This window comes from Dyadobacter sp. CY261 (genome assembly GCF_021440085.1).
Classification (GTDB): Bacteria; Bacteroidota; Bacteroidia; order Cytophagales; family Spirosomataceae; genus Dyadobacter.
Window position 1 is genome coordinate 1,483,669 of the sequence record NZ_JAKCPW010000001.1, and the last position, 21,954, is coordinate 1,505,622.

Genomic DNA, 21,954 nt, shown 5'->3' on the forward strand with positions numbered 1-21,954 from the left:
GCTCAGGCCCGGATTTTTATAAAAATACCTGTGCGAAATGGAGGCAACCATCCACTGTAAGATCACCCGGCACACCCACGTTTTCCAACCTGGTAATATCATCGAGGTACGGCGACGTATCGTGGAAAAATCTGCTGATCAACCGGAATCAGGCTATTTTATCCCCGATACCGGGGATGGTACGGCGGGGATCGTTCCGCTAAGTGCGGCAGAGGCAATCGTAGACGGTGTACCACTCGAAGAAGCTTACTACGGTAAATGTGTGCTTACCAGCGTTTCCAATTTCTCCCAAAACCCGGACAACCGTTCGACGGTGGATGAAATTGGCATTGTGAAGCCCGAGAATGTTCGGGTTGTGCACTACAACGACTGCCAGCAATTGTTTTTCCATATGCCAAAATACGCCTGGGATGCAGGCACATTTCGCTTGACTAATGCATGCTCCGAAACTTTGCTGGAAGAAAAGCCTGTGCGTGATCGCCTCAATGGTAGCACAATGATCCTGATCAATACGCTTCCCTACCCGCCGGGATTTTACAACATCGAAGCCGACTGGCCGGGAGGTTGGACGCACTCTATCCGCTTTATCAAATTTTCAGAAGGTTTTCCCAAAGCGCCTTACGAAAATCCGCCTGCCAATATCGCCCGTGCCATCCGCAATGAGGAAGTACATTTGCTGCGCCTTCCCGAGCCTGAGCCACCACGCAAACTGACTGTTGAAAGTATCAAGAAAGATGCACCCTACCCTGGCTATTCTTCGCCTCCTTGCAGCCTGCACATGGTCCAGAGCGATGATGAGCACAGGCTTTTCGATTACAACGGCGTAGAGCTGGATTCCGGAATAGATATGGACCGGTTCAGGAAAGACCTTCAAAGCCGATTTTTTCCTACCGTAGAATATACCCAGGATGGCCGTGGCGGCATCATCTACTACAAAGAAGGTGATATCAATATCCGGTTCGACTGGGAATTCGGCGGTGGCAATGCGGTCGTGATTTTTTATATTCCTGAAATAAAATATTGGGAGGCGCAGACCCGGACGCCACTTTCCCGCCGGGATGAAATTCTTCGTTTCGTTTGCGAGCAAGTGATCCGTGACCAGGCACCAGGATGTAAATACAAGATTTACGGAAACTCGATCAGCATTGTCAGATGAGCTTTGGAATGGTTATTGATGAAAAAGCCCATCATCAAACGATAACCGTAATGGCACAAAATTCAGAAACCATCGAAATCCTGAACGACCTGATCCTGATCAACAACGACCGGATCGCCGGATATGAAAAAACCGAGGCAGAAACCAATAAACTCGAAAACGATCTCAGATCCATGTTCAGTAACCTTGCGGAACAGAGTCGCGCGAATGTGCTGGATCTGAAATCGTATGTTACCCGCCTCGGCGGCGAGCCCGCCACGGGCACCATGCTTTCCGGCAAACTCTACCGCGTGTGGATGGATATTCGCGCCACATTCACTTTTGACAACCGCCTCGCAGTGCTCGAAAATGCCGAAATCGGCGAAGATGCTGCGAAAAAAGCCTATGAGGAAGCAATGCAGTCCGACAACCTTCCCGCCGATATCCGGCAACTGCTCCTCAGCCAGTTTACCGCCATCCAATCTGCCTACAACACCATCAAAACTGACCGCAACCGGCAGCGGGATGTTTCGAAGTATCCGCTAACGACCTAGTAGATTGCTTCGGCTGAGGCCGCGGCTGGTTACTTGCTTGCCCGAGGCTGAAGCCTCGGGTTGGCATCGCTGGTAGCCGCCTCGTTAGTTTTTCCCTGTTTCTTCCGTTTCTTCTCCAATCCCGTCGGTAAATTCCCCTAAGTTCCTCTGGATGTGCCGGAACAAAAAGTGCCATTTTTGTAGATATTCTAAATGTGTAACGTGATGCGTGTCAGGCAACAAAAAAATTTTTTCATTTTTTTTCTCAAATTCTTGTAACCTTTCCGTGCCCCCAGAGTTACCACATCAGAATCACGAAAAAAAAAGAGCGAACTTTTGAATACCCTAACCGACAACTCGCTAATGCTCCGGGTAAAATCCGGTGACCTGGATAAGATGGGATTGCTCTTTGAGCGGTACAACCGGCCGTTGTTCGGGTTCTTTTACCACATGACGCACAAGACCGATCTCAGCGAGGACCTCGTACAAAACGTGTTTTACAGAATGCTCAAATACCGGCATACGTTTACCGCCGACGGTGAGTTCCGGACCTGGATGTACCACCTCGCCCGGAATGTGCTGAACGATTCGGTGAAGAAAAATAGGTCGTTTAATTTCTACGACGTTAACGAAGTCGCAGACCGGATTGCAGGAGGCATCCTGGCAGATGAAAATCTCGAAAAACAACAAGACAAGGATTTCCTGCACGAAGCAATGGGCGCATTAAGTCCCGAGTACCGCGAAGTGCTGATTTTGAGCCGGTTTCAGGAAATGAAATACGACGAAATCGCCAAAGTACTGAATATTAACGAGGGAACCGTAAAAGTGAGAGTGCACCGGGCATTGGGAGAATTGAAGAAAAGGTTTTTTACAAATGAAAGAAGATAGGGAAATGAGCTGTGAACATACTAAGGACAAACGGACCGAATGGCTCAACAACAGCCTGGAAAGGAATGAACAAATGGCGGTCAACCGACACTTGGCAGATTGCATAAGCTGCCAGGAAGAATTTGCGGCCGACAGGCTGATCTGGGACGGCATGACGAAAATCAGGGTTCCCGAGCCATCGGAGGCCATGCGCAACAACTTTTACGCGATGCTCGACGAATTCAAGGAGGCGGAAAACGCAGCAGAAAGGTTCTCGTTCCAAAGCATGATGGAAAGCATCCGGGAGTTTGTTTTGCCGCAATGGACAGTGCAGGTGGCATTCAGTCTGCTGTTGGTAGGTTTGGGTTGGGTGATCGGTAACCGGACAAGCCGCAACAAGGTCGACGCCACCGCCTACCAGCAACAGATCGAAACGCTGGCCGGCCAGGTGCAGGACATGAAGAGCGCCATGATGCTGACGTTACTTGATAATCCCTCGGCCACTGAGCGACTTCGGGCAGTGAGCTACACGAGTGAGATCGTGCAAGCCGATGATCGCGTACTGGAAGCGCTTTTTGCGACCTTAAACAACGACCCCAACGTCAACGTCCGGCTGGTAACGCTCGAAGCGCTCACACAATATGCCGATAATGCGACGGTACGCGAAGGACTGGTGAAATCACTTAGTATGCAGGATTCCCCGATGGTGCAGGTGGCGATGGCGGATGTGATGGTGAAATTGCAGGAGAAACGCTCGGTGAAAGCGCTGAAAACACTGCTTCAAAAAGAAGACCTGAACGATCTCGTGAAAGTAAAAATCCAACAGACCATTAAAGACCTTTCATAAACCTAAAACAACTATTAGCCATGAAGTATTTTGCAATCCCCCTGCTGGCGGGAACAGTGCTCTGCTGTACCCAGGCCCAGGCACAGAAGCTGGAACACAAGGAGCACGTCAGCAAAGCGTTTACCGTTGCGGGCCAGGCAGCCAAGAATGTGCTGGCAATCTACAACGTCAACGGGTCCATCAGGGTAGAGGGATATAACGGTGACAAAGTAGTGCTGGAAATCGACAAGAAAATTACTGCCAAAACCCAGGAGGTGCTCGACCAGGGCAAGCAGGAATTCAAATTGGAAATCGAGCAGGACGCCGATAGTATCATCGCCTACATTGCCAATCCATTCGACTCCCGCCCAAACCGTAGCCGCCGCAACTGGGACGGCCCGAAGATCCATTACAATTTCGAGTTGGACTTCGTAGTAAAAGTCCCCTATTCGCTCAATCTACACGTTTCGACGGTTAACGGAGGCGATATCAATGTAAACGACGTAACCGGCTCACTGGGTGTCCATAATGTGAACGGGGCAATCAAGGTGGTGAATGCCAAAGGCCCTTCCGTGATGCGGACAATCAATGGAAATGTCGAAGTCAATTTCCTGACCATTCCCCCAGGCGGATCGGATTTCAAGACGCTGAACGGTGATATCAAGATCAGTTACCCGGCTGCGCTGTCGGTCGACTGCCAGTTCAAGACTTTCAACGGTGATTTCTTTACCGACTTTCCCGATGTGGAGAGGCTTCCGGTAAGGGTTGTCAAAAATGCAGAAAACCATGAAAACAAAACTGTTTACAAGCTCAGCACCGAAACGTTTATCCGTATCGGCAGCGGTGGCCCCACCTACAAATTCGAAACATTCAATGGCAATATCTATCTCAAAAAACAATCATAGCAGAATGAAAACCCCACGCATTTTAGTCCTTGCAGCGTTCGCAGCATTTACCACTTTTTCGGCCCCGCTGCTGGCTCAGGGTGAATTGAAAGAACAACTTTCCGTCCCTCTGAGCGACCCCGCCAAGCCCGGCTCGCTGAAAGTACACCTCGTTCGCGGCTCGATCCGTATAACAGGTTACAATGGCAACCAGGTATTGATCGACGCGAGCTCTAAACAAGACAAGCCTGAAAAGCCTAAGGAGAATTCGGAAGGTATGAAACGCATTTCAAAAAATGGCTCGCTCGACATTACCGCTACCGAGGAAAACAATGTCGTGAATGTCAGTTCAAAATTGTTCAACACACAAATGGAGCTCAACATCAAAGTACCGATGAAATTCGCACTCAATGTCGGAACTGTGAATGACGGCGATATCACAATCGAGAATGTAGACGGCGAAATGGAGATCACGAATGTGAATGGCGATATTCGCCTGACGAACATCTCCGGTTCGGCTGTTGCCAACACGGTGAACGGCCTGCTGAAAGCGACTTTCAAAACCGCTGATGCCAAATCGCCCATGGCATTCTCGACCCTCAATGGCAATGTGGATGTGACCCTTCCGGCAACCGCGAAATTTGACGTGAAACTCAAATCAGATCGCGGAGAGATTTACAGCGATTTCGATGTGGATGTAGACAAAGCCGCTCCGCAGGCAAGCCGTTCCTCGAAGGACGGTATGTATAAAGTCAGCATTGAAGACTGGGTAAAAGGCAAGGTCAACGGCGGCGGCAGCGAGATTATGATGAAGAATATGAATGGAAATATTTACGTGAGAAAGGCGAAGTAATATTCCCTATCCATGGCCCACGCCTCTGGCAGATCGTCTGCCAGAGGCGTTTTTATTGGGCTGTACGGAAAGTTTTCAACACCAAAGGCCGCTATTCAATCGTCGCGCCAAGCTCCAAGAGCATTTTTTGCAATTCGTCGAGCTTTTTGGTCTTTACCGACGCCAGGATTTGTTCCGTCGCAGCCTCAGCGGAAGCGACCGCTTCGACATAAATCTTCTTGCCCGCATTGGCCAGTTTCACATAAGATACCCTTGCATCCCGGCTGTTTGCCTCCCTTTTTACATAGCCCAGCTTCTCCAAAGGCGACAGCATTCGCGTAATCCCCGAGGCCGTCAAACCCACTTTTTCGGCCACATCCGTACGCCGCAATTTCTCATCCTGCGCATTCGCCAAGTGATGCAAAATCATGAATTCATTCAGGCTGATTCCATGGCTTCCAAGCTTAGCATCGAATCGCTTTGACGTCAATGTCTGGATCATAGTAAGATTCAAAAACAGTTTAAGCCCCTGAGAAATAGTTAACATAAGCTTGAATAATGTTTGATTTATAGTTGATATATACTTGACTTATCAAGTATTATGCAATAATAATGTATTTATAAATGATTGAAAAATAATATGTTGATTATTTTTCAATCGGCGCAGGATACGCGGGAGCCTATGGTTTATTCCGGATGAGAATGCATGTCGCGGAGCCTTCCTTTCTCATGGTTGTCGCGTGCCTACGGCATGCACCGCATTGCCAGAGATAACGGTCGGGCAACCAATATTTCGTACCTAACGGCATTTTGGGCAAACATGCAAGCGTCGCGTGGCGACGTAATATTGGCAGAAAAAATCGGGAGTAGCGACGGGGGAAATCCCGTCAGGGATGTAACAACAACGCGGCGAACATGACCATTCAGACATGGGGCAAACCCGATGACAACACTCAAACGGCGTGCGTAACGAACGCCATACGGGTAATCTCCAAACGCCCCGCTATCCCGAATGCGACCGCAATAATTGCCGGTAACTATTGAGCACTGCCGACTTGGAAATAAATCCGACAAACTCTCCATCGACCTTCACGACCGGTAAATTCCAGGCCCCTGTTTCATCAAATTTCTTGACAACGGTGTACACATTATCGAACTCATTGATGACAGTGGCGGGCGGTTTCGCGAGGTGAGAAATGCCGAGAAGATCGTAACCCGCATCGCTAAAAAGCAACGGCCGGATGTCGTCCATGGAGATGATACCAACAAGCTTTTTGCCATCGATTACTGAAATCATATTCCGCTTACCGGTGCGTATCAGTTCGGCCAATTCGTCTCGCGATGCATGCACATCCACCAGCTGAACATCTTTGTCGATAAGGTCAGGAACGTACAGCAGCGAGAGCAAATTACGGTCGTGTTCACGGGTGAAAATCTTACCTTGCCTTGCGAGATTTTCGAGATCAGGGGATATCGAAGAGAACCATTTGGCTATCGAAAATGAGATCACCGAAACCATCATTAGCGGAATGAACAGGTCATAGCCGGAGGTCGATTCGGCGATCAGGAAAATCGCCGTTAATGGTGCATATAATACTCCGCTCATAACGCCAGCCATACCAACGATTACCAGGTTGCTTTCGGGCACATTTGGGATGCCTAGCTGCTTGCATACGAGCGCAAACGCGTAGCCCACGAGCCCGCCTGCGAAAAGCGAAGGCGCAAAATTGCCGCCGTTACCACCACTGAAAATAGTGATGGAGGCAGAGAATGCTTTGAGTAAACATATTAACAGTACGAACACGATCACAACCCATTCATGATAACCAATGAACTGAAAGAAACTATTGGCAATTACCTCCTGGATCTGCCCGTTCGTGATCGCTTTGATAGTGTCGTAACCTTCGCCAAAAAGAGGGGGATAAAGCACGCACAGCACCGATAAAATAGCCCCTCCAATAGCTGCTTTCTGAATGCGGCCGAACTTCAGATGGTGAAACCATTGATCTACATACTTTGCAATGAGCACGTAATAGCGCCCGTACAGCCCACACAAAATGCCGAGCAGCAAATAGAAAGGGATGTTATGATAATCAAACGGTGTACGGGTACTAAACTGGAACAACACCGATTCTTTCAACAAAACTTTGGATACCAGACTTCCGCAAACCGCCGCGACGACCAACGGCAGAAAGTCGGAAAAAACGACGCCGGTAAGCAGTATTTCAAACGCAAACATCATTCCGGCGATGGGTGCATTGAATGCCGAAGCAATCCCGGCTGTGGCTCCGGCGGCGAGCAGCAATGTCCGTTCACGGTAGTCGAGCTTGTAGGTCTGTGCAAAATTGGAACCAATAGCTGCGCCCGTCACAGCGATTGGGCTCTCCAACCCAGCCGAACCTCCCAGCCCAACCGTAATGGCGCTTTGCACGATTTGGGAATACATTTTCACCGAAGAAACAACACTCGAATTTTGCGCGATTTCATACAAAATAGCCGGAATGCCCTTTCTGTCCTGCCCTTTGAAAATGAATAAGACAACGAGGGTCGTCAGCACAATGCCCAGAAACGGGAACAGAGTGTGGAATAGCACCTGCTCCTCAAAATGCACTTTGTAGGTAATTACATAGTGAATGTAATGTACCAGCGATTTCAGCACCACTCCGGCCAGTCCACAAGTAATACCTACCAGGATACCGGAAAGGATCAGGAATTGGGTTCGATTCAGGATACTTTTCAGCCAGAATAGAACAATTTCGTAGCTTCTGGCCTTTCGTAGGCCATACCGGGTGAAGTTCCTTCTGAACTTTAAAAAATTATAAAATTTTTTAATACTGCTTCTATTCACAATCGATTCGTTACAAGGGAGGTATGGGCTAGGACATAACGCTAAAAATAGCATTCCTATGAGCTACCAATAATAGCCGAAAGATCACTAATTAATATGTTAAAAAATCTAACATTGATCAGCAACTTGATTTAAAACAAGTTACTTAAAACAAAAAGCCCGCTGATTTTTACAGCGGGCCCTGAATTCCTGGTAAGGCTGGTTTAATTTGCTCTTGCCAATTGCACTTCGAGACGGATATCAACATTTCGGTCGTTGCCGTTATACCGGGAGTTATAGCCACCGGTACCAATGCCAACACCCATGCCGCCTCCCATTCCTATACCTCCGCCCAGACCAATACCGATCCTCGGACTGAAACCGGAGTTGGAAGAACCTTGCCCTTCGACTTTGATATTCATGCCCATCATTGCAGTTTCCCGCGCATTTACATTCATCAAAGCGAAAGGAATGGCTATTTGCTCAGTCAATTCACCATTGCGGTCCATAGCAATGTGCGATTTGATGCTCCCATCAGGTCGAACGAGATCGATCAAATGCTGGCCTTCACGATCCTTCCAAACCGCTTCCTTGTTGTAGGAATCGAGCAGCAGGTCAAGGCCGAGGCTGTTCGGCAGATCGGTTTCAATACGGCGTAATGCTTTGCGGTCTTCTTTCATTACCACCGGGAACGTCAGCGCATACGCCTCTTTCCTTTGTCCGCCCGGGCTGAAGGCAATTTTCAGTCCATTGCCCAGGATGTTCTGGATCGTGTTGGGATCCTTAGTTTTAAGCGTAATGTACACGTACTGTTCGTCGTTGATGATTCCGTATCTGAGTCGTGACCGCTGATCCTGCTGATCAGGCTTGATTTCATCCACATAAGAGAACGGCGCATTCCATTTCGATTCATAAGGCATCGTTTTGGAAGAACTACAACCGCCGAGGGCTATTAACAGCAGTAATGACCAACTGTTTCTGATTGTTTTCATTTGTTATTATGTCAATTAGAATTACTCTTTCTACAACGAAATCCGGTAATTAATCATTACGAGAAGTTACCACAAATCGTTGCAGTTCAAATCGGAGACACCGTTGCCGGGGTTACGGTTGTGAGGAGCAAATCTATTTTTTGATGAAGTTTCTCAGGTTCGAAAGGTTTTGAAAGCGTGTCATTCATGCCTGCTTCCAGCGCCTGGGCCACTTCCTCCGGCAAAACCGTGGCGGAAAGCGATAAGATAGGCGTGGTAACCCGCAACTCTTCGCGCGCTAGCCGTGCGGCCTGAAAACCGTCCATTTCGGGCATACGGGTATCCATAATGATGAGGTCGAATAGTTCTTCCCGCAGTTGATCCACCGCTTCTTTCCCATTGCCTACGATGACAGCATCCAACTGCCAAGCTTTCAGGTATTTTTTCAAAAGCAATGCGTTGATTGGGTTATCCTCTGCGACCAATACCCGTTTACCTTCGAATGATGGCAGGTTTTGGAAAGATACCGACGGTTTGGCGCCTGCCGTCTTTTCATTCGCGTCCGAGAGCACCAGCGTAAAGAAAAACTGGCTGCCATGGCGAGAGCGGCTGTTCACCTCCAGCTCGCTTCCCATGAGCCTTACGAGTTTTTGCGAGATAGTCAGGCCAAGGCCGGTACCACCATATTGATGCGAGGTGTTTTCAGAGGCCTGACCATATTCGGAGAAGATATTGGCCAATTGATCTTCCGACATCCCGATGCCAGTGTCCGTCACGGCGAACCGGATGGCGTGTCCGCTTGGTACCTTAGCCAAATATTCCAATTTTAGCATTACACTGCCCGTTTCGGTAAATTTCAGCGCATTTCCGACGAGGTTGAGTAAAATCTGGTTCAAACGCATCCCGTCTACCAGCACGCATTCAGGAATCCCAAGCCCGATTTCAAGATGTAGTTCCAGCTCCTTTTCATCCGCTTTGAACCGCATCAGGTCGATGATTCCCTTTCCAAGCACCCGGAGATCAGTAGACGTCGGAATGATCGAGAACTTGCCTTCATCGATTTTGGATATGTCGAGAATGTCGTTCAGGATATTCAGTAGCGAGCCGGACGACTGCCGGAGCATATTCAACAGTTCACTCTGAGACTCGCTAAGCTCGGTTGCGGAAAGCAGGTTACCAAGGCCGATAATCCCGTTCAGCGGTGTCCGGATCTCATGGCTCATATTCGCCAGGAAAGCTTCCTTCGTCTTCCGAGCCTTTTCCGCCTGCGCCTGTGCTTCGACGAGCGCCAGTTCGTGTGCCTTTCGTTTCTCCACATCATGTAGGTTGACGAACAGCAAACGGTTTTTGTACATGATTCTGAGTTCCAACCAAACAGGCTGTCTAAGCCGGCCATAGAACTGGTCCTCGACCACGATCGTTTCACCGCCGGCATAACTCCGCTTCACCAGGACTTCGCGGAGCGACGATTTCAACGGTTCCACGAGCAGATCGAGGATAGGCGTTTTGAGCAACGAAGCCGGGGTTATACCAAGAATCGTTTCTACGGACGGGTTAATGGACTGTATGGACCCCGTTTCCGGCTCCACGGTAGCAATAATATCGGGTGAGTTGAGAACTATCGTCGCATAGTTTTCCAGCAACTTGTTCTTGTCACGTATCTCCCGCTGGCTGCGAGCGAGCTTGATCAGCGAATCTACCTTTGCATTGGTGATATATGGATCGAGTGGTTTGTAAAGATAATCGATAGCCCCAGTTTTAAGGCCACGCACCGCATAAGTGGTTTCCTTCGAAATGGCTGTTACGAAGACGATCAGGATTTCGCGGGTTTTCGGGCTTGAAAAGAGCGTTTCCGCAAACTCGAAACCGTCCATTCCGGGCATCTGAACATCCACCAACGCCACCGCGATATCGCCTTCCCAAACAATCCGCAATGCCTCGTTGGGCGATGTTGTAGCATATATGTCAATGTCGTCCCGGTTCAGGATTGCTTTGAGCGAGATCAGGTTTTCTTCCCGATCGTCCAGCAGCAAAATCTTGGTATTCTCCATGGGTTATCGTTGAGTTGCTATTGAAGTATGTTGTTGATAATGGAAAAAAGGTTTCCGTCCACTATCACCTGATGCCCGGGATAAGCAGCGAGTGCTTCTTCCGGCATCCTTGGCGACTCGGCCTCGGCAGGGTTCTGGACGTAAGTTGGAAAGCCTCTTTGAGCCAACGTTTTCATTCCAAATGCCCCGTCGGCACTGGAACCTGAAAATAGCATGGCTGCCTTCACCGGAATACCAGACATAGCGGCAGAGGCAAAGGTGGCGTCAATGGAAGGCCTCGAAAAGAGCTCCTTTTCGGACATATCGTAGTAGAACCGGCGATCCGGACCAATCAGCAAATGGTAATCAGGGTAAGCGAAGTAAATGGAATTTGCCTCGATCGGATCCAGGTGATACGGTTCACTCATGTATACGTTTGTCTTATTTTTAAACAATTGCGGCAAAACCGACGTGCTTGACTTACCGCGGTGCAGCACAAAAATCAGTGCGAAGGATAATGGATTCCTGATCAGTTTCAACATTTCCTCGAAAATCGCAAAGCTACCCGACGAGCCGCCGACAAGCACCAGACTAAGCGCTGCGTTATCCCCTGTTGTTTTCATCTGATCTTCTGATAAATATTCAACGTACTGTCGATTATTTTGAAATGATCTTCCAGACCGGAGTAGCGCAGCGTTTCTCGCTTTCCCAGACAAAGAAAGCCCAACATACTCAGACTGTCATATAAAAGCCCGAATACTTTTCGCCGTAATTCCAGGGTAAAGTAGATCATCACATTCCGACAACTGATAAACTGAAACTCGTTAAATACCCCGTCGCCGGTCAGGTCGTGCATAGAGAAAACGATATTTCTGCGCAGTTCAGGCACAATAATGGCTTTGTTATAAGCGACCCGGTAATAGTCAGATAACGACTGCTCCCCTCCGGCTGCCATATAGTTTTCGGAAAACGTACGCGCATTTCCCAATGTAAACACACCTTCCCGTGCCGCTGTGAGCGCTTTGTTACTCAAGTCGGTTGCGTAAATCAGCGAACGGCCCAAAAAACCCGCCTCTTTCAAGAAAATCGCCATCGAATAAGCTTCCTCCCCCGATGCGCACCCCGCTACCCAAAAACGCAATGTCGGGTATGATTCGAGGTAAGTAAAAACCTCAGTCCTCACCTTCCTGAAAAAATCCGCATCCCGGAACATCTCGGAATAGTTGACCGTCAGTTCCTGTATCAGGTCGTAAACCACACTTCCTCCCTGCTCAATGTGCACAAGCAATTGCCCGTGGTCCATTTTATGGGTGGTCAGGTACCTGCCCGCCCGCCGCAACAACGATGGCCGTGCATAACCCGAAAAATCGAAACCGGAGATTTCCCTGATCCGCGTAATAAGTATTTCCAGTTCAGGATATTCTATCAATACCATACTTACGCTACGTGTAACCAGACCTTGATCAGCGAAAGCAGCTTATCAACGTCCACGGGTTTCGAAATATAATCGTTGGCACCGGCTTCGAGACATTGCTCACGGTCGCCTTGCATGGCTTTGGCCGTAACCGCGATAATGGGCACGTTAGCCCATCTGCCGCCTTGCTGCCTGATCCGACGCGTCGCTTCTATACCATCCATTTCCGGCATCATCACGTCCATCAGGATCAGTTCAATGGCGGGGTTATCTTCCAGCTTGTTGATCGCTTCCTTTCCGTTCGTCGCGATTTCAATGCTGAAACCGGCGTCTTCTAATACGGCACTCAGTGCGAATATGTTACGCATATCGTCATCGGCCAGCAACAGCTTTCTACCTACAAACAGCTGGTCGGAGTTGACCACCGCATTGCTGAACGACTCCTTTGGAACTTGCGGCTCCTGTACTTTCGGCTGGATCTTTTTGAGGAATAGCTTCACCTCATCCAGCAGACGTTCGTTTGATTTCTTCGTTTTAATCACCACCGGATGTGCGTACTTCATGACCCGGCTCAGATCGGCCTGGGTGAGGTCTTCGGCGGTATTCACTACCACCGGCAGAGCATTCCACTCCGGATTCTTTTTGATTTTGTCCAACAGATCGAGTCCGTTCATATCGGCCAGCCTGACATCCAGAATAATGCCATCTACCCGGTCCGATTCAAGGATATTCAATGCCTCCCCGGCAGAATAAGCGTATAGCACAAAAATGTTGTTGCTGGTCAGAAAATCTCCCAGGTACTTGCTCTGATAGGCATCGTCCTCGATCAGCAGGAGGCGCTGCTGTTCCAGGCTCTTACCTTCAATTTTCAACGCGTCAAAAATCCGCTGTGCCGATCGTTCATCCACCGGCTTCTGCATAAAACCAATCGCACCGTGTTTCAACATTTCGTCATCGACATAATCTCCCGAGGAAACGGTATGCACCGGAATCAACCTGGTACGCGTATCCTTTTTCAGCTGTTTGAGCACCTCCTCGCCCGACATGTCCGGCAAATGCATATCCAGGATGATTGCCGTAGGCTTAAATGCCTCCACCATTTCCAGGGCATCCCGGCCATTGGTGGCTACCTGCACATTGAAGCCGCTGCTCTGCGCTTTCGCAGCCATATCCGCGGCAAAAACCGCATCGTCCTCAATTAGCAGCAGTCGCCTGGTCTGGTTGTTGTCAGGCAAAACCGTACCCGGTTCGCTTACCCTGGATTCAGCAACCGGTGTCGGTTGCGCATTGTCAGTAGGCTGCGCATCGGCGTCGGTCAGGTAAGGTATTTTTAACGTAAATACGGAACCTTCTCCTGGTATACTTTTGAGCGAAATAGAACCTTTGAACAGGCCCGCCAGCTCGCGGCTGATCGAAAGGCCGAGGCCGGTCCCGCCGTATTTGCGGCTGGTAGAGCCATCGGCTTGCTGGAATGCTTCAAAAATGGAGGCTTGCTTTTCGAGCGGAATACCAATGCCCGTATCGGCGACCGCGAAACTCAACTGCCCCTCTTCGCGTGAAATGCTAAGCGAAACCTTTCCGGGAGCAGAGGTAAACTTCACAGCATTGGAGATCAAATTGCGTAATATTTGTAAAAGCCTTGTGTGATCTGTGTACAGCTTATCCGGGCAGGACACCTCCATTCCGACATGTAATTCAAGGCCTTTATTTTCCGCGATTTTTTGAAATGTATTTCTGATTTCTGCTAAAACCGTCTCTGTACCAATGTTCTCATGCACCAGCTCGATTTTGCCGGATTCTACTTTCGCCAGATCAAGAATATCGTTGATCAGCGTCAGCAAGTCATTCCCTGAATTGTAGATCACCGAAGCATAACGCTGTTCCTCTTCACTGAGCCGCGCCCCTTTGTTTTCACCTAATATGCGGGACAAAATCAAGATACTGTTTAGTGGCGTGCGCAATTCGTGACTCATATTGGCCAGAAACTCGCTCTTGAAACGCCCGCTTCTTTCCAGTTCGTCGGCCTTGATCTGTATCTGATCGCGCGCCTCTTCGATGGTGCTTTTCTGTTCTTCAAGCATGAAGGCCTTCTCTTCCAGCTCAGTGTTAATCTGTTTTAATTCCTCCTGCTGCACACGAAGCTCCTCCTCTGAAACTTGCAACAGCGAGGTCTGACGTGTCAGTTCTTCGTTCGTAACGCGCAGCTCTTCCTGCTGGCTTTCCAGCTCCTCGGCCTGCAACTGGGTTTTTTCCAGCAATTCATTGGACATTTCGCGCGCTTGGGCAGCCATAATGGACACTGCAACGTTGTCTGAAACAGTTTCCAGGAGTTTGATAACCTTGGAGCCGGGATCCTGCAAATAACCGATCTCGATCACGCCGATAACCGAATCGTCGAATTTGATATTTTTCAATATCACAATACCCGGTGCAGCGTGGCCGGTGGCCGTTCTGATCTGCAAATATCCGGATGCAACATCCAGGCGCAGGACGTCCGATTTGTCGGCTACGAACTGTCCCAGCAAACCCTCTCCCATGGGCATATGTGCAGGTGCATTGTTATCACTTGAACCAGCGTAAACCGCTGCCCGCTCGAGCACATTGCCGGACCGTGCCATCAGGTACATGACGGCAACCTGCGACTTTGTTATCGCTACAAATTTATTTACAAACCGTTCCGACAGTTGCTCCACCGTAGGCTCTCCACGAACCGCACTAGACAGTTCAATGGCGGCGTTCAAAATCCAGTTCTTTTCCTGATCTTCTTTTGCGAGAGCCTCCAACTGACTGTTGCTCAGTTGAATGGCCTGCTCACTGGCTAGTTGGGCAAGATAAGTTTTGCGGATAAAGTAATAAAGTAAAAGGATCACCAGGAAAAACACTGATGAGCCCAGCATAATATATTGCTTGGCCCGGGAAGAGCTGATCGACGCAAGTTGTTCCCGCTCGGTTAAAAGCGCTTCTTCCACATTCTCAATGCGGCGGAAGCTAAATTCAATTTTGGAAGCGACCTCTTTGCCTTGCAGAACGATGGTCTGAATGGAATCGATGCTGTATTTGCCGGCTTTCAGGACTTCATATTGACGGCTCATGAGAGCCACACGCGCTTCCAGCAGCCCCGAAAGAGAATCGACGCGGGCAGTTTGCGCTTTATTGTCCCTCACCAGCTTCCGCATCGCTTCAACGTCGTTCCAGATATCGTTGGAAGCTTGCAGGTAGGTCGTTTCAAACGTACGATTACCCGTGATAGCGAAGCCGCGCACATTGGCTTCGGCCGTCAGCAAACGGTTTTTAACGGCAGTCGATACCCGCATTACCTCTCGTGTATGGTCTACCCAGCCCGCGTTTTCTTGCTGAATATCGATCGCATGATAAGACACATAGCCTACTACGAGCACCAAAAGAATTGAAAATGAGATGCCCAGCAAGACCTGGCGCTGAAATGTAAGTTTCATAACGTTGAATAGCCCGTAGAAGTAGTACTAATGTGTTTTAAGAGGATTATTCGGAAAAATAATGCTTTTTGACCGCATTGCGGCATTTTTGCGTTGATATTTAACCGTACTATAATCCTTGGACTACAAATATTTCTACGAGTCAACCCATTCAGTCAGTTCGTCTTCCAGGGTGATCAGCACTCCGCGAGACTTTTTCCCGCTCTGTGTGAACGTCTTAATGAGCTTCTTCAAATGTCGCCGCGGCTCGTCGGCATTGTTGCCACCTACGAACGACATAAAAATGTATTCGCCATCCGGCCGTTGAACGACCCTGTCTATATGGAGCATTTTCCCTCCGGGAACCAGCAGTTCTTTGTTGATTTGAATATGATTGTCATTTTGATACAATACTTCCAGTGACGGATCCTGCAAAAGGGAGATTGTCAGGTTTTCAATTTCCCGGGTTTCTTTTTTCGTAAAAATCCCTTCACCGACCAGCTTTTCCAATGCTTCCGGTAAACCCGCAGCCGTTTTAAGGCGCGTCAGCAAATAGCGCATCTTTTGCAGCCTGTCGTGCCGTGGCTCGAAGGTTTGCACATCGAAGATACGATCGGCCATCCGGCGCAGTCGCAGTGATTCGGTGCGATCGTTGCTTAATATGTCTTTCAACACAAATGGGGCCGCGCCTGAGCTCATATGCGCATGCCTGGGTGCACCCGATGCCCCTGAAATCACATAGCTGGAAATCGTTTCATCCCAGGCGGGTACAAAACCTTCCTGCCCCAGATAATCGCGCAGCCAATGGTTCACCTGCTGCCCCGATTCCCAGCGGCGTTCCCGTTTAGCGAGTATGTACAACCTTTGTACCGGTCTTGTGAATGCGACATAGAGCAAGTTGAGGTTTTCAAGCAGCGTCCGCATGCGTTCGTCGCGGTACTGCCCTCCTACCACCGTGTTTTCAAGCTCCTTCACGACTGAAACCATAGAGCTCCGCAGTTTCGTGTCCGCATAATTGGGCCTCTCCCTTAATTTTATTTCCTCAAAATCAACCTCATCGAGATCGACCCAGAGACGGTCGAGTCGTGCATTGGGCGTGACTTTCCAATGGGTATACGGGATGATCACCACCGGGTATTCCAATCCTTTCGATCTGTGGATGGTGGTAATGCGAATGGCGTCCGTCCCTGCGGGTACGGTAATGGAAAACTTATATTTGGCTGATTCCCAGTAGCTCAGAAAGTCGCCGAGGTGATTGCTCTTGCGATTACCAAATTCCAGCACCACATCCAGGAACCGGAAAAGATATTCGATTTCAAGCTGTTTTTCAAAAAGACCGAATTGCTGCATCAGGAGTTCGGTCAATTCAAAAACTGAAACCTGCCGCATTTTGAACGAGGTAATGGTAATATCCCATTTCCTGAAATATCCAAGAAAGCTGTCAAGCCCGCGTTCCTCACAAAGCAACCTGATCTCCTCGTATTCATGCGGAGCGGGGTTTTGTCGGCGGATCACCTGATGGAACAAATATGCCGCCTCGTAACGCGCCAGGCGGTGGTCGGAGCTGTGTAGCACCTTCATGAACGAAATAATAAAATGCACCGAACGCGAATAGGCCAACGACAATGCGTCATCGGAAATGAGCGGGTAACCAGCTTCTTTCATGGCGTTGGCCAGTGCCGTTGCCTCCTTTTTTTTTCTGCATAAAACCGCAATATCACGCCAGTGATAGCCGTCGGTGCGGAGTTCGTTTACCAGTTCGAGCGAACGGCGGGTGATCGGGTCGGCAGAAGACTCTAATTCCTCGCCGTTTTCTTCGTTCATTTCCAGAAACTCGATCTCCACATGACCACCCTCGCTTACGCCTTCCGGTATTTCCTGACTGAAATGCTCGTCATACACCTCGCGGATCATCGGATAGTCATCTCCTAGTGATTCAGCGATAAAGCCGAAGAACTTGTTATTGAATTCCGTCACCTCCCGATAACTGCGCCGGTTGGTTTTCAGGTGGTTGATATGCAAATAGTTATCCAATGCAAACAGCCGCTCTTCGTTGAACGGACTGCTCCCCAGAATGCTACCCAGCCGCATGACCTGGTTCTGGGCCAGATGCAGGATCAAATCCATATCCCCGCCCCGAAACCGGTAAATCGACTGTTTAGCGTCGCCTACAATGAGATTGAAAAACCCGCTCGAAAGCGCATTCTCGATTAGCGGCAACAGGTTGGCAAATTGCAGTTTGGAAGTGTCCTGGAACTCGTCAACAAGGATGTGGTTATATTTTTCGCCTAATCTTTCAAAAATAAACGGCACCGGTTCCCGCGCTACGATATCGACGATCTTCCGGTTAAAATCCGAAATATGGACCTGGTTGTTCTGTTTAAGCAATGCATCGAACTCTTTCCGGATCTCACCCAACAGCGACAGATTGTAGATATGCCTGTCGAGCTGATTGTAAAGCATAACCTTCCCGGTTTCAGCCGAACGGATATTTTCAATCTGGTGAAAATAGTTTTCCAGATCCGTGCGGAGGCGTTCTATTTCATCGCGGATCGGGGCAGGTGTTTTTGCACCATACCAAACCCCCTCGCCAATGGTTTTGTAAACGTAGGAATTGGGCTCCATCCAAAGCTTCTTACCCTCAGCACGATCACGGTAATAACCGTAAATGCCCCTGCCGCTCTGGTGGAAGTCTTTTTCACTTAAATAGGTAGATTGAACCAATTCAAATGCATTCTTCGCGTCCCTGGTCATCATTTCCTCGCGCCCGCGTACAAAGTCGCGCATCTGCTTGCGCACGGCGATCCAGTCCTCCATTTTGAGGTCTTCGACCCGCTTCATCTGCATGTAGCTCTGCTCGCTGAGCAAAGTGCCCGCCGTGTCGCGGATCTGCATCGGCAATGCCCCCCAGTTTTTGCCTTCTTCGGCGTTCTCCCGGTAATATTTTTCGACAATGTCTGTTAATACCTCTTCGCCCTCCTGCCCGATCCGCGCCAGAAGACGGTCCACGGCGTCGTCGAGCAAATCGGCGTCCAGTTGTGTTTCAAATACAAATGGAATCCCCAGCTCGTCGGTGAAGCTGCTGATGAGCCGCTGCGTGAACTTGTCGATCGTCATCACCGAAAAATCGGAATAACGGTGCAGGATCTGTCCGAAAACCATTTGCGCTCGGGCCGCGATCAGTTGGCATGCCCCTGCGAAAAGCTCGGCATTATGCTCTGTATCGGGGTACATCTCAATCACCACATCGCGCATCATCGGGTGCGGCTTCGCTTCGGTTTCGGTGTAAGCCGCGAATGTCCGCAGCATCAGCAGAATGCGGTCCTTCATTTCGTTGGCAGCCGCATTGGTAAATGTCACAGCCAGAATATGCCTGAAATACAGCTCCGTATTGGAATGCAAGGCTAGTTTAAGATATTCTTTGGTAAGGGTATAAGTCTTCCCTGAACCTGCCGATGAACTGTAAACTTTGAACACTTTGCGCTGATAAAAAGGTGAAGCGAGCCGAAACCGCGGGTCAAAATAAATAAAAAAAGCAGGCGTAAACCTGCTTTCTTATGCTTTCGATGGAAGTATTTCTCAGAGATTAAAACGGATGCCCGCTGAAATATTGGGGCTCAGGTAAAACGGCCTTCTCAATAACTCAACGTACGTGCCGGCTTCCAGGAACACGGAAATACGGTTGTCGGGAATGTAGTATTCAAACCCGCCCAGTACCGAGCCGCCGAGGGTGAGGTTCTTTTCATACTGGCCATTCAGGCGCTTCGGATAAGAGCGACGGTTGTTGATCTGCCCGCCTAAGCCGTAATACACATGCACAGCCTCAGAATTAAACAACGGCGTGTGCCACAGGTAATGCGCTTGCAGGGAAATACCCGTGTTTTTGTAAATGCCATCGTCACCCCGGTACTTGCGGTCATTGGACAATATTCCACCATAAGTACCGATGGTCACGTCAATGGCGTGGATATTGTTGAAGTATTTCCGGATGTTGACACCGGTGGGTTCGCCGAGTTTGAAACCTACTGCCCAGTTGTCATATTGGGCATGTGCCATTCCGAAACAGAGTGCGCAAATAATAGTTAAGGCTAATTTCTTCATAATTAAGTAAATCGGGGAAAATGTTCCTGGAACGCTGAAGTGACAGCTACACAATAACGCTCTGAGGCTGGAATTTCTTTAATGATTCGATCAAAACTTCATTTTCTTCTTTTGTTCCTACCGTAATCCGCAGGCATCCTTCACACAGATGTACGCGCGAGCGGTCGCGCACGATGATCGTTTCGCGGATCAGATAATCCATCACGCCCTTCGCATCTTCAAACTGCACGAGCAGGAAGTTGGCGTCCGTCGGATGGATTTTGACCACGATCGGCAGGCTTTGCAGCATTTCGGTCAACGCATCACGCTGTTCGAGAATGTCGGCCACCATTTGGTCTTTCTTTTCAATGCCGTTCAAACCTTCCAGCAACGCCTGTTGCGCGGGCAAGCTGATATTGTAAGGTGGTTTGATCTTATTCAGAATGCGGATCAGTTCAGGTGAAGCAAAACACATGCCTACACGAATTCCGGCAAGGCCCCATGCTTTGGAGAATGTTTGCAAAACGACCAGATTAGGGTATTTATCCAGATGCTGGATCCACGAAGGTTCGTTGGTAAAATCAATGTAAGCTTCATCCACCACTACCAATCCGCTGAAATTTTCGAGAATGGTTTGGATCGCGTTGTACTGCATGACATTGCCTGTCGGATTGTTCGGCGAACAGATCCAGATGATCTTGGTTAAAGGCGTCACGGCATCCAGGACGGCTTGGGTATCGATATGATAATCAGTCGTCAACGACACTTTATCGAGTTTCACGTCGTGGATCGACGCGCTTACTTCATACATACCGTAAGTTGGCGGCATGATTATGACATGGTCCTGACCCGGTGTGCAGGTAGCACGCGTGAGCAGGTCGATCGGCTCGTCACTCCCATTACCGAGGAAAATACGGTCGGCGTTTACATACTTGATCGGACTTAGTTTCTGCTTGATCTCTGCCTGGTAAGGATCAGGGTAACGGTTGTAGTTCTCGCCCGTCACCGAACCGTACGGGTTTTCGTTCGCATCCAGGAACACGCCCACATGGCCGGTATATTCGTCTCTTGCGGATGAATACGGCGCCAGCGTAAGGATGTGCGGGCGAAGGATTTTGTTTAAATCGAAGGTATTACTCATACTCTGAAAAGTTACGGCGGCTGCCGTGTGTGGATTCTAGATCTTTTTGAAGAGCCTGCTGTCAAAGTTCAGCGGCGCTATGTCGGTGATTTTGATAGCAAGCATGCCGGGATGCATCGGATTGACGAGGTAGTTCTGCTCGGCCTGCACAACCACCGAAGGCACCCGTAGCAGAAGGCTGTTGCCCTCTTTCAGCCACGCATCTCCTATTTCCTTGCTCCATTGCTGGTCTTCGTACCATGCGGGCACCAGATTGGGGGCTGTTATGCTTGCGGCATCATCGGGAAGTTCCAGGGAAACGATCACGTAATTGGGAGGTGTCACTGTTTTATGCCAGTGAACGAGTACTTCCAGCATGGCCAACGAGCGATGCGAAGATGTATAAAGCATGGCATTTCTCGGAGTATTCCATCTTCCTCCGTTGTAGAAAGCCCCTATTCCACTCAAATCCTCCTGATATTCCGATCGTGTTATCCTGAATAGCTCCATTAAGCGAAAATACCGTGTTCCATGCGCCCTAATTCGGTTTTCACCAGCTCTATACCCGCATGGGTCCGTAAAAAGCTGATGGGTTTCTCACTTCCCAGCGCAGGCACCTCGTTGTTCAGCCAATCGAGGAAATATTCTTTTCCCAAAGCCCTGTTCCCTACGGAAAACAGATCGGCCAGGGCGATCAGATGATCAGAAACTACATTGCTGAGCAGATCAATATCATTGTACCGCTGCAAATTCCTTGAAGTCACCGGCAACAGTGCGATCACATCTTTAATGTCCATCCCAATAGAATCAGCGAGATGCTGAATAGAAGCTTTCGGAACACCATTTTCGGCCAGGTAAGCCAGGTCGAAGTCATCTTTTACAGCATGTTTGAGGATTCCGTAACCTCCCAAACGTTCGTTAACCATGTATGCTGTCATATCCATTAATTTTAAGGCCGTTGAAATTTGTCCTCTAATTTAGGACAAATTTCCCGGATCTAA

The 21,954-nt window shown here is 49.1% G+C and carries 18 protein-coding genes; 6 read left to right on the forward strand and 12 right to left on the reverse strand.

The window, feature by feature from the left end; genetic code table 11:
- Positions 1 to 37: 37 nt before the first annotated feature.
- From LZD49_RS05855 to LZD49_RS05880, 6 genes are all read left to right on the forward strand, one after another.
- Entirely contained in the window at positions 38 to 1,156 is a 1,119-nt protein-coding gene (locus LZD49_RS05855; RefSeq protein WP_234666382.1) for a hypothetical protein, read from the forward strand.
- 50 nt (positions 1,157 to 1,206) lie between these two features.
- Complete coding sequence (locus LZD49_RS05860; protein ID WP_234666383.1) at positions 1,207 to 1,689, forward strand: PA2169 family four-helix-bundle protein; 483 nt, start codon at positions 1,207 to 1,209, stop codon at positions 1,687 to 1,689.
- A gap of 342 nt (positions 1,690 to 2,031) precedes the next feature.
- Positions 2,032 to 2,556 carry an RNA polymerase sigma factor gene (locus LZD49_RS05865; RefSeq protein ID WP_234666680.1) on the forward strand — a complete coding sequence of 175 codons (525 nt, stop codon included), beginning with the start codon at positions 2,032 to 2,034 and terminating at the stop codon, positions 2,554 to 2,556.
- Positions 2,543 to 3,382: a HEAT repeat domain-containing protein gene (locus LZD49_RS05870; protein WP_234666384.1), complete on the forward strand. Its 840-nt coding sequence runs from the start codon at positions 2,543 to 2,545 to the stop codon at positions 3,380 to 3,382. Before LZD49_RS05865 ends, LZD49_RS05870 begins: the two co-directional genes overlap by 14 nt.
- 20 nt (positions 3,383 to 3,402) lie before the next feature.
- Complete coding sequence (locus LZD49_RS05875; protein WP_234666385.1) at positions 3,403 to 4,266, forward strand: DUF4097 domain-containing protein; 864 nt, start codon at positions 3,403 to 3,405, stop codon at positions 4,264 to 4,266.
- A 4-nt stretch (positions 4,267 to 4,270) separates the two neighbouring features.
- Positions 4,271 to 5,098, forward strand: a complete 828-nt coding sequence (locus LZD49_RS05880) for a DUF4097 family beta strand repeat-containing protein (RefSeq protein WP_234666386.1) — start codon at positions 4,271 to 4,273, stop codon at positions 5,096 to 5,098.
- 91 nt (positions 5,099 to 5,189) lie between these two features.
- Here LZD49_RS05880 and LZD49_RS05885 read toward each other — a convergent pair whose 3' ends face one another.
- The 12 genes from LZD49_RS05885 to LZD49_RS05940 all read right to left on the reverse strand — a co-directional run bounded on the left by LZD49_RS05885 (position 5,190) and on the right by LZD49_RS05940 (position 21,891).
- Entirely contained in the window at positions 5,190 to 5,624 is a 435-nt protein-coding gene (locus LZD49_RS05885) for a MarR family winged helix-turn-helix transcriptional regulator (RefSeq protein WP_234666387.1), read from the reverse strand.
- A 456-nt stretch (positions 5,625 to 6,080) separates the two neighbouring features.
- On the reverse strand, positions 6,081 to 7,925 hold the full coding sequence (locus LZD49_RS05890; RefSeq protein ID WP_234666388.1) for a chloride channel protein: 1,845 nt from the start codon (positions 7,923 to 7,925) through the stop codon (positions 6,081 to 6,083).
- 203 nt (positions 7,926 to 8,128) lie between these two features.
- Positions 8,129 to 8,896: a hypothetical protein gene (locus LZD49_RS05895; RefSeq protein ID WP_234666389.1), complete on the reverse strand. Its 768-nt coding sequence runs from the start codon at positions 8,894 to 8,896 to the stop codon at positions 8,129 to 8,131.
- A gap of 86 nt (positions 8,897 to 8,982) precedes the next feature.
- Positions 8,983 to 10,926, reverse strand: a complete 1,944-nt coding sequence (locus tag LZD49_RS05900) for a response regulator (RefSeq protein ID WP_234666390.1) — start codon at positions 10,924 to 10,926, stop codon at positions 8,983 to 8,985.
- A gap of 17 nt (positions 10,927 to 10,943) precedes the next feature.
- Positions 10,944 to 11,528 carry a chemotaxis protein CheB gene (locus LZD49_RS05905; protein WP_234666391.1) on the reverse strand — a complete coding sequence of 195 codons (585 nt, stop codon included), beginning with the start codon at positions 11,526 to 11,528 and terminating at the stop codon, positions 10,944 to 10,946.
- Positions 11,525 to 12,340 carry a protein-glutamate O-methyltransferase CheR gene (locus LZD49_RS05910; protein WP_234666392.1) on the reverse strand — a complete coding sequence of 272 codons (816 nt, stop codon included), beginning with the start codon at positions 12,338 to 12,340 and terminating at the stop codon, positions 11,525 to 11,527. The genes LZD49_RS05905 and LZD49_RS05910 overlap by 4 nt, the downstream gene beginning before the upstream one ends.
- Positions 12,341 to 12,342: 2 nt before the next feature.
- Positions 12,343 to 15,774, reverse strand: a complete 3,432-nt coding sequence (locus LZD49_RS05915; RefSeq protein WP_234666393.1) for a response regulator — start codon at positions 15,772 to 15,774, stop codon at positions 12,343 to 12,345.
- 135 nt (positions 15,775 to 15,909) lie between these two features.
- On the reverse strand, positions 15,910 to 19,230 hold the full coding sequence (locus LZD49_RS35780) for a UvrD-helicase domain-containing protein (protein WP_234666394.1): 3,321 nt from the start codon (positions 19,228 to 19,230) through the stop codon (positions 15,910 to 15,912).
- A 102-nt stretch (positions 19,231 to 19,332) separates the two neighbouring features.
- Complete coding sequence (locus LZD49_RS05925) at positions 19,333 to 19,854, reverse strand: hypothetical protein (RefSeq protein WP_234666395.1); 522 nt, start codon at positions 19,852 to 19,854, stop codon at positions 19,333 to 19,335.
- Between the two features lie 46 nt (positions 19,855 to 19,900).
- A complete protein-coding gene (gene hisC, locus LZD49_RS05930) occupies positions 19,901 to 20,974 on the reverse strand; it encodes a histidinol-phosphate transaminase (RefSeq protein ID WP_234666396.1) in 1,074 nt (357 codons plus the stop codon).
- Between the two features lie 36 nt (positions 20,975 to 21,010).
- Entirely contained in the window at positions 21,011 to 21,463 is a 453-nt protein-coding gene (locus LZD49_RS05935) for an RES family NAD+ phosphorylase (protein WP_234666397.1), read from the reverse strand.
- On the reverse strand, positions 21,463 to 21,891 hold the full coding sequence (locus tag LZD49_RS05940; RefSeq protein ID WP_015810643.1) for an antitoxin Xre/MbcA/ParS toxin-binding domain-containing protein: 429 nt from the start codon (positions 21,889 to 21,891) through the stop codon (positions 21,463 to 21,465). The genes LZD49_RS05935 and LZD49_RS05940 overlap by 1 nt, the downstream gene beginning before the upstream one ends.
- Positions 21,892 to 21,954: the final 63 nt, after the last annotated feature.

Bases quoted from the DNA above. Each gene is read 5' to 3' on its own strand.
- LZD49_RS05855 (WP_234666382.1), top strand. From the start codon at position 38: ATGGAGGCAACCATCCACTGTAAGATCACCCGGCACACCCACGTTTTC.
- LZD49_RS05860 (WP_234666383.1), top strand. From the start codon at position 1,207: ATGGCACAAAATTCAGAAACCATCGAAATCCTGAACGACCTGATCCTG.
- LZD49_RS05865 (WP_234666680.1), top strand. From the start codon at position 2,032: ATGCTCCGGGTAAAATCCGGTGACCTGGATAAGATGGGATTGCTCTTT.
- LZD49_RS05870 (WP_234666384.1), top strand. From the start codon at position 2,543: ATGAAAGAAGATAGGGAAATGAGCTGTGAACATACTAAGGACAAACGG.
- LZD49_RS05875 (WP_234666385.1), top strand. From the start codon at position 3,403: ATGAAGTATTTTGCAATCCCCCTGCTGGCGGGAACAGTGCTCTGCTGT.
- LZD49_RS05880 (WP_234666386.1), top strand. From the start codon at position 4,271: ATGAAAACCCCACGCATTTTAGTCCTTGCAGCGTTCGCAGCATTTACC.
- LZD49_RS05885 (WP_234666387.1), bottom strand. From the start codon at position 5,624: ATGTTAACTATTTCTCAGGGGCTTAAACTGTTTTTGAATCTTACTATG.
- LZD49_RS05895 (WP_234666389.1), bottom strand. From the start codon at position 8,896: ATGAAAACAATCAGAAACAGTTGGTCATTACTGCTGTTAATAGCCCTC.
- LZD49_RS05900 (WP_234666390.1), bottom strand. From the start codon at position 10,926: ATGGAGAATACCAAGATTTTGCTGCTGGACGATCGGGAAGAAAACCTG.
- LZD49_RS05905 (WP_234666391.1), bottom strand. From the start codon at position 11,528: ATGAAAACAACAGGGGATAACGCAGCGCTTAGTCTGGTGCTTGTCGGC.
- LZD49_RS05910 (WP_234666392.1), bottom strand. From the start codon at position 12,340: ATGGTATTGATAGAATATCCTGAACTGGAAATACTTATTACGCGGATC.
- LZD49_RS05915 (WP_234666393.1), bottom strand. From the start codon at position 15,774: ATGAAACTTACATTTCAGCGCCAGGTCTTGCTGGGCATCTCATTTTCA.
- LZD49_RS05925 (WP_234666395.1), bottom strand. From the start codon at position 19,854: ATGAAGAAATTAGCCTTAACTATTATTTGCGCACTCTGTTTCGGAATG.
- hisC (WP_234666396.1), bottom strand. From the start codon at position 20,974: ATGAGTAATACCTTCGATTTAAACAAAATCCTTCGCCCGCACATCCTT.
- LZD49_RS05935 (WP_234666397.1), bottom strand. From the start codon at position 21,463: ATGGAGCTATTCAGGATAACACGATCGGAATATCAGGAGGATTTGAGT.
- LZD49_RS05940 (WP_015810643.1), bottom strand. From the start codon at position 21,891: ATGACAGCATACATGGTTAACGAACGTTTGGGAGGTTACGGAATCCTC.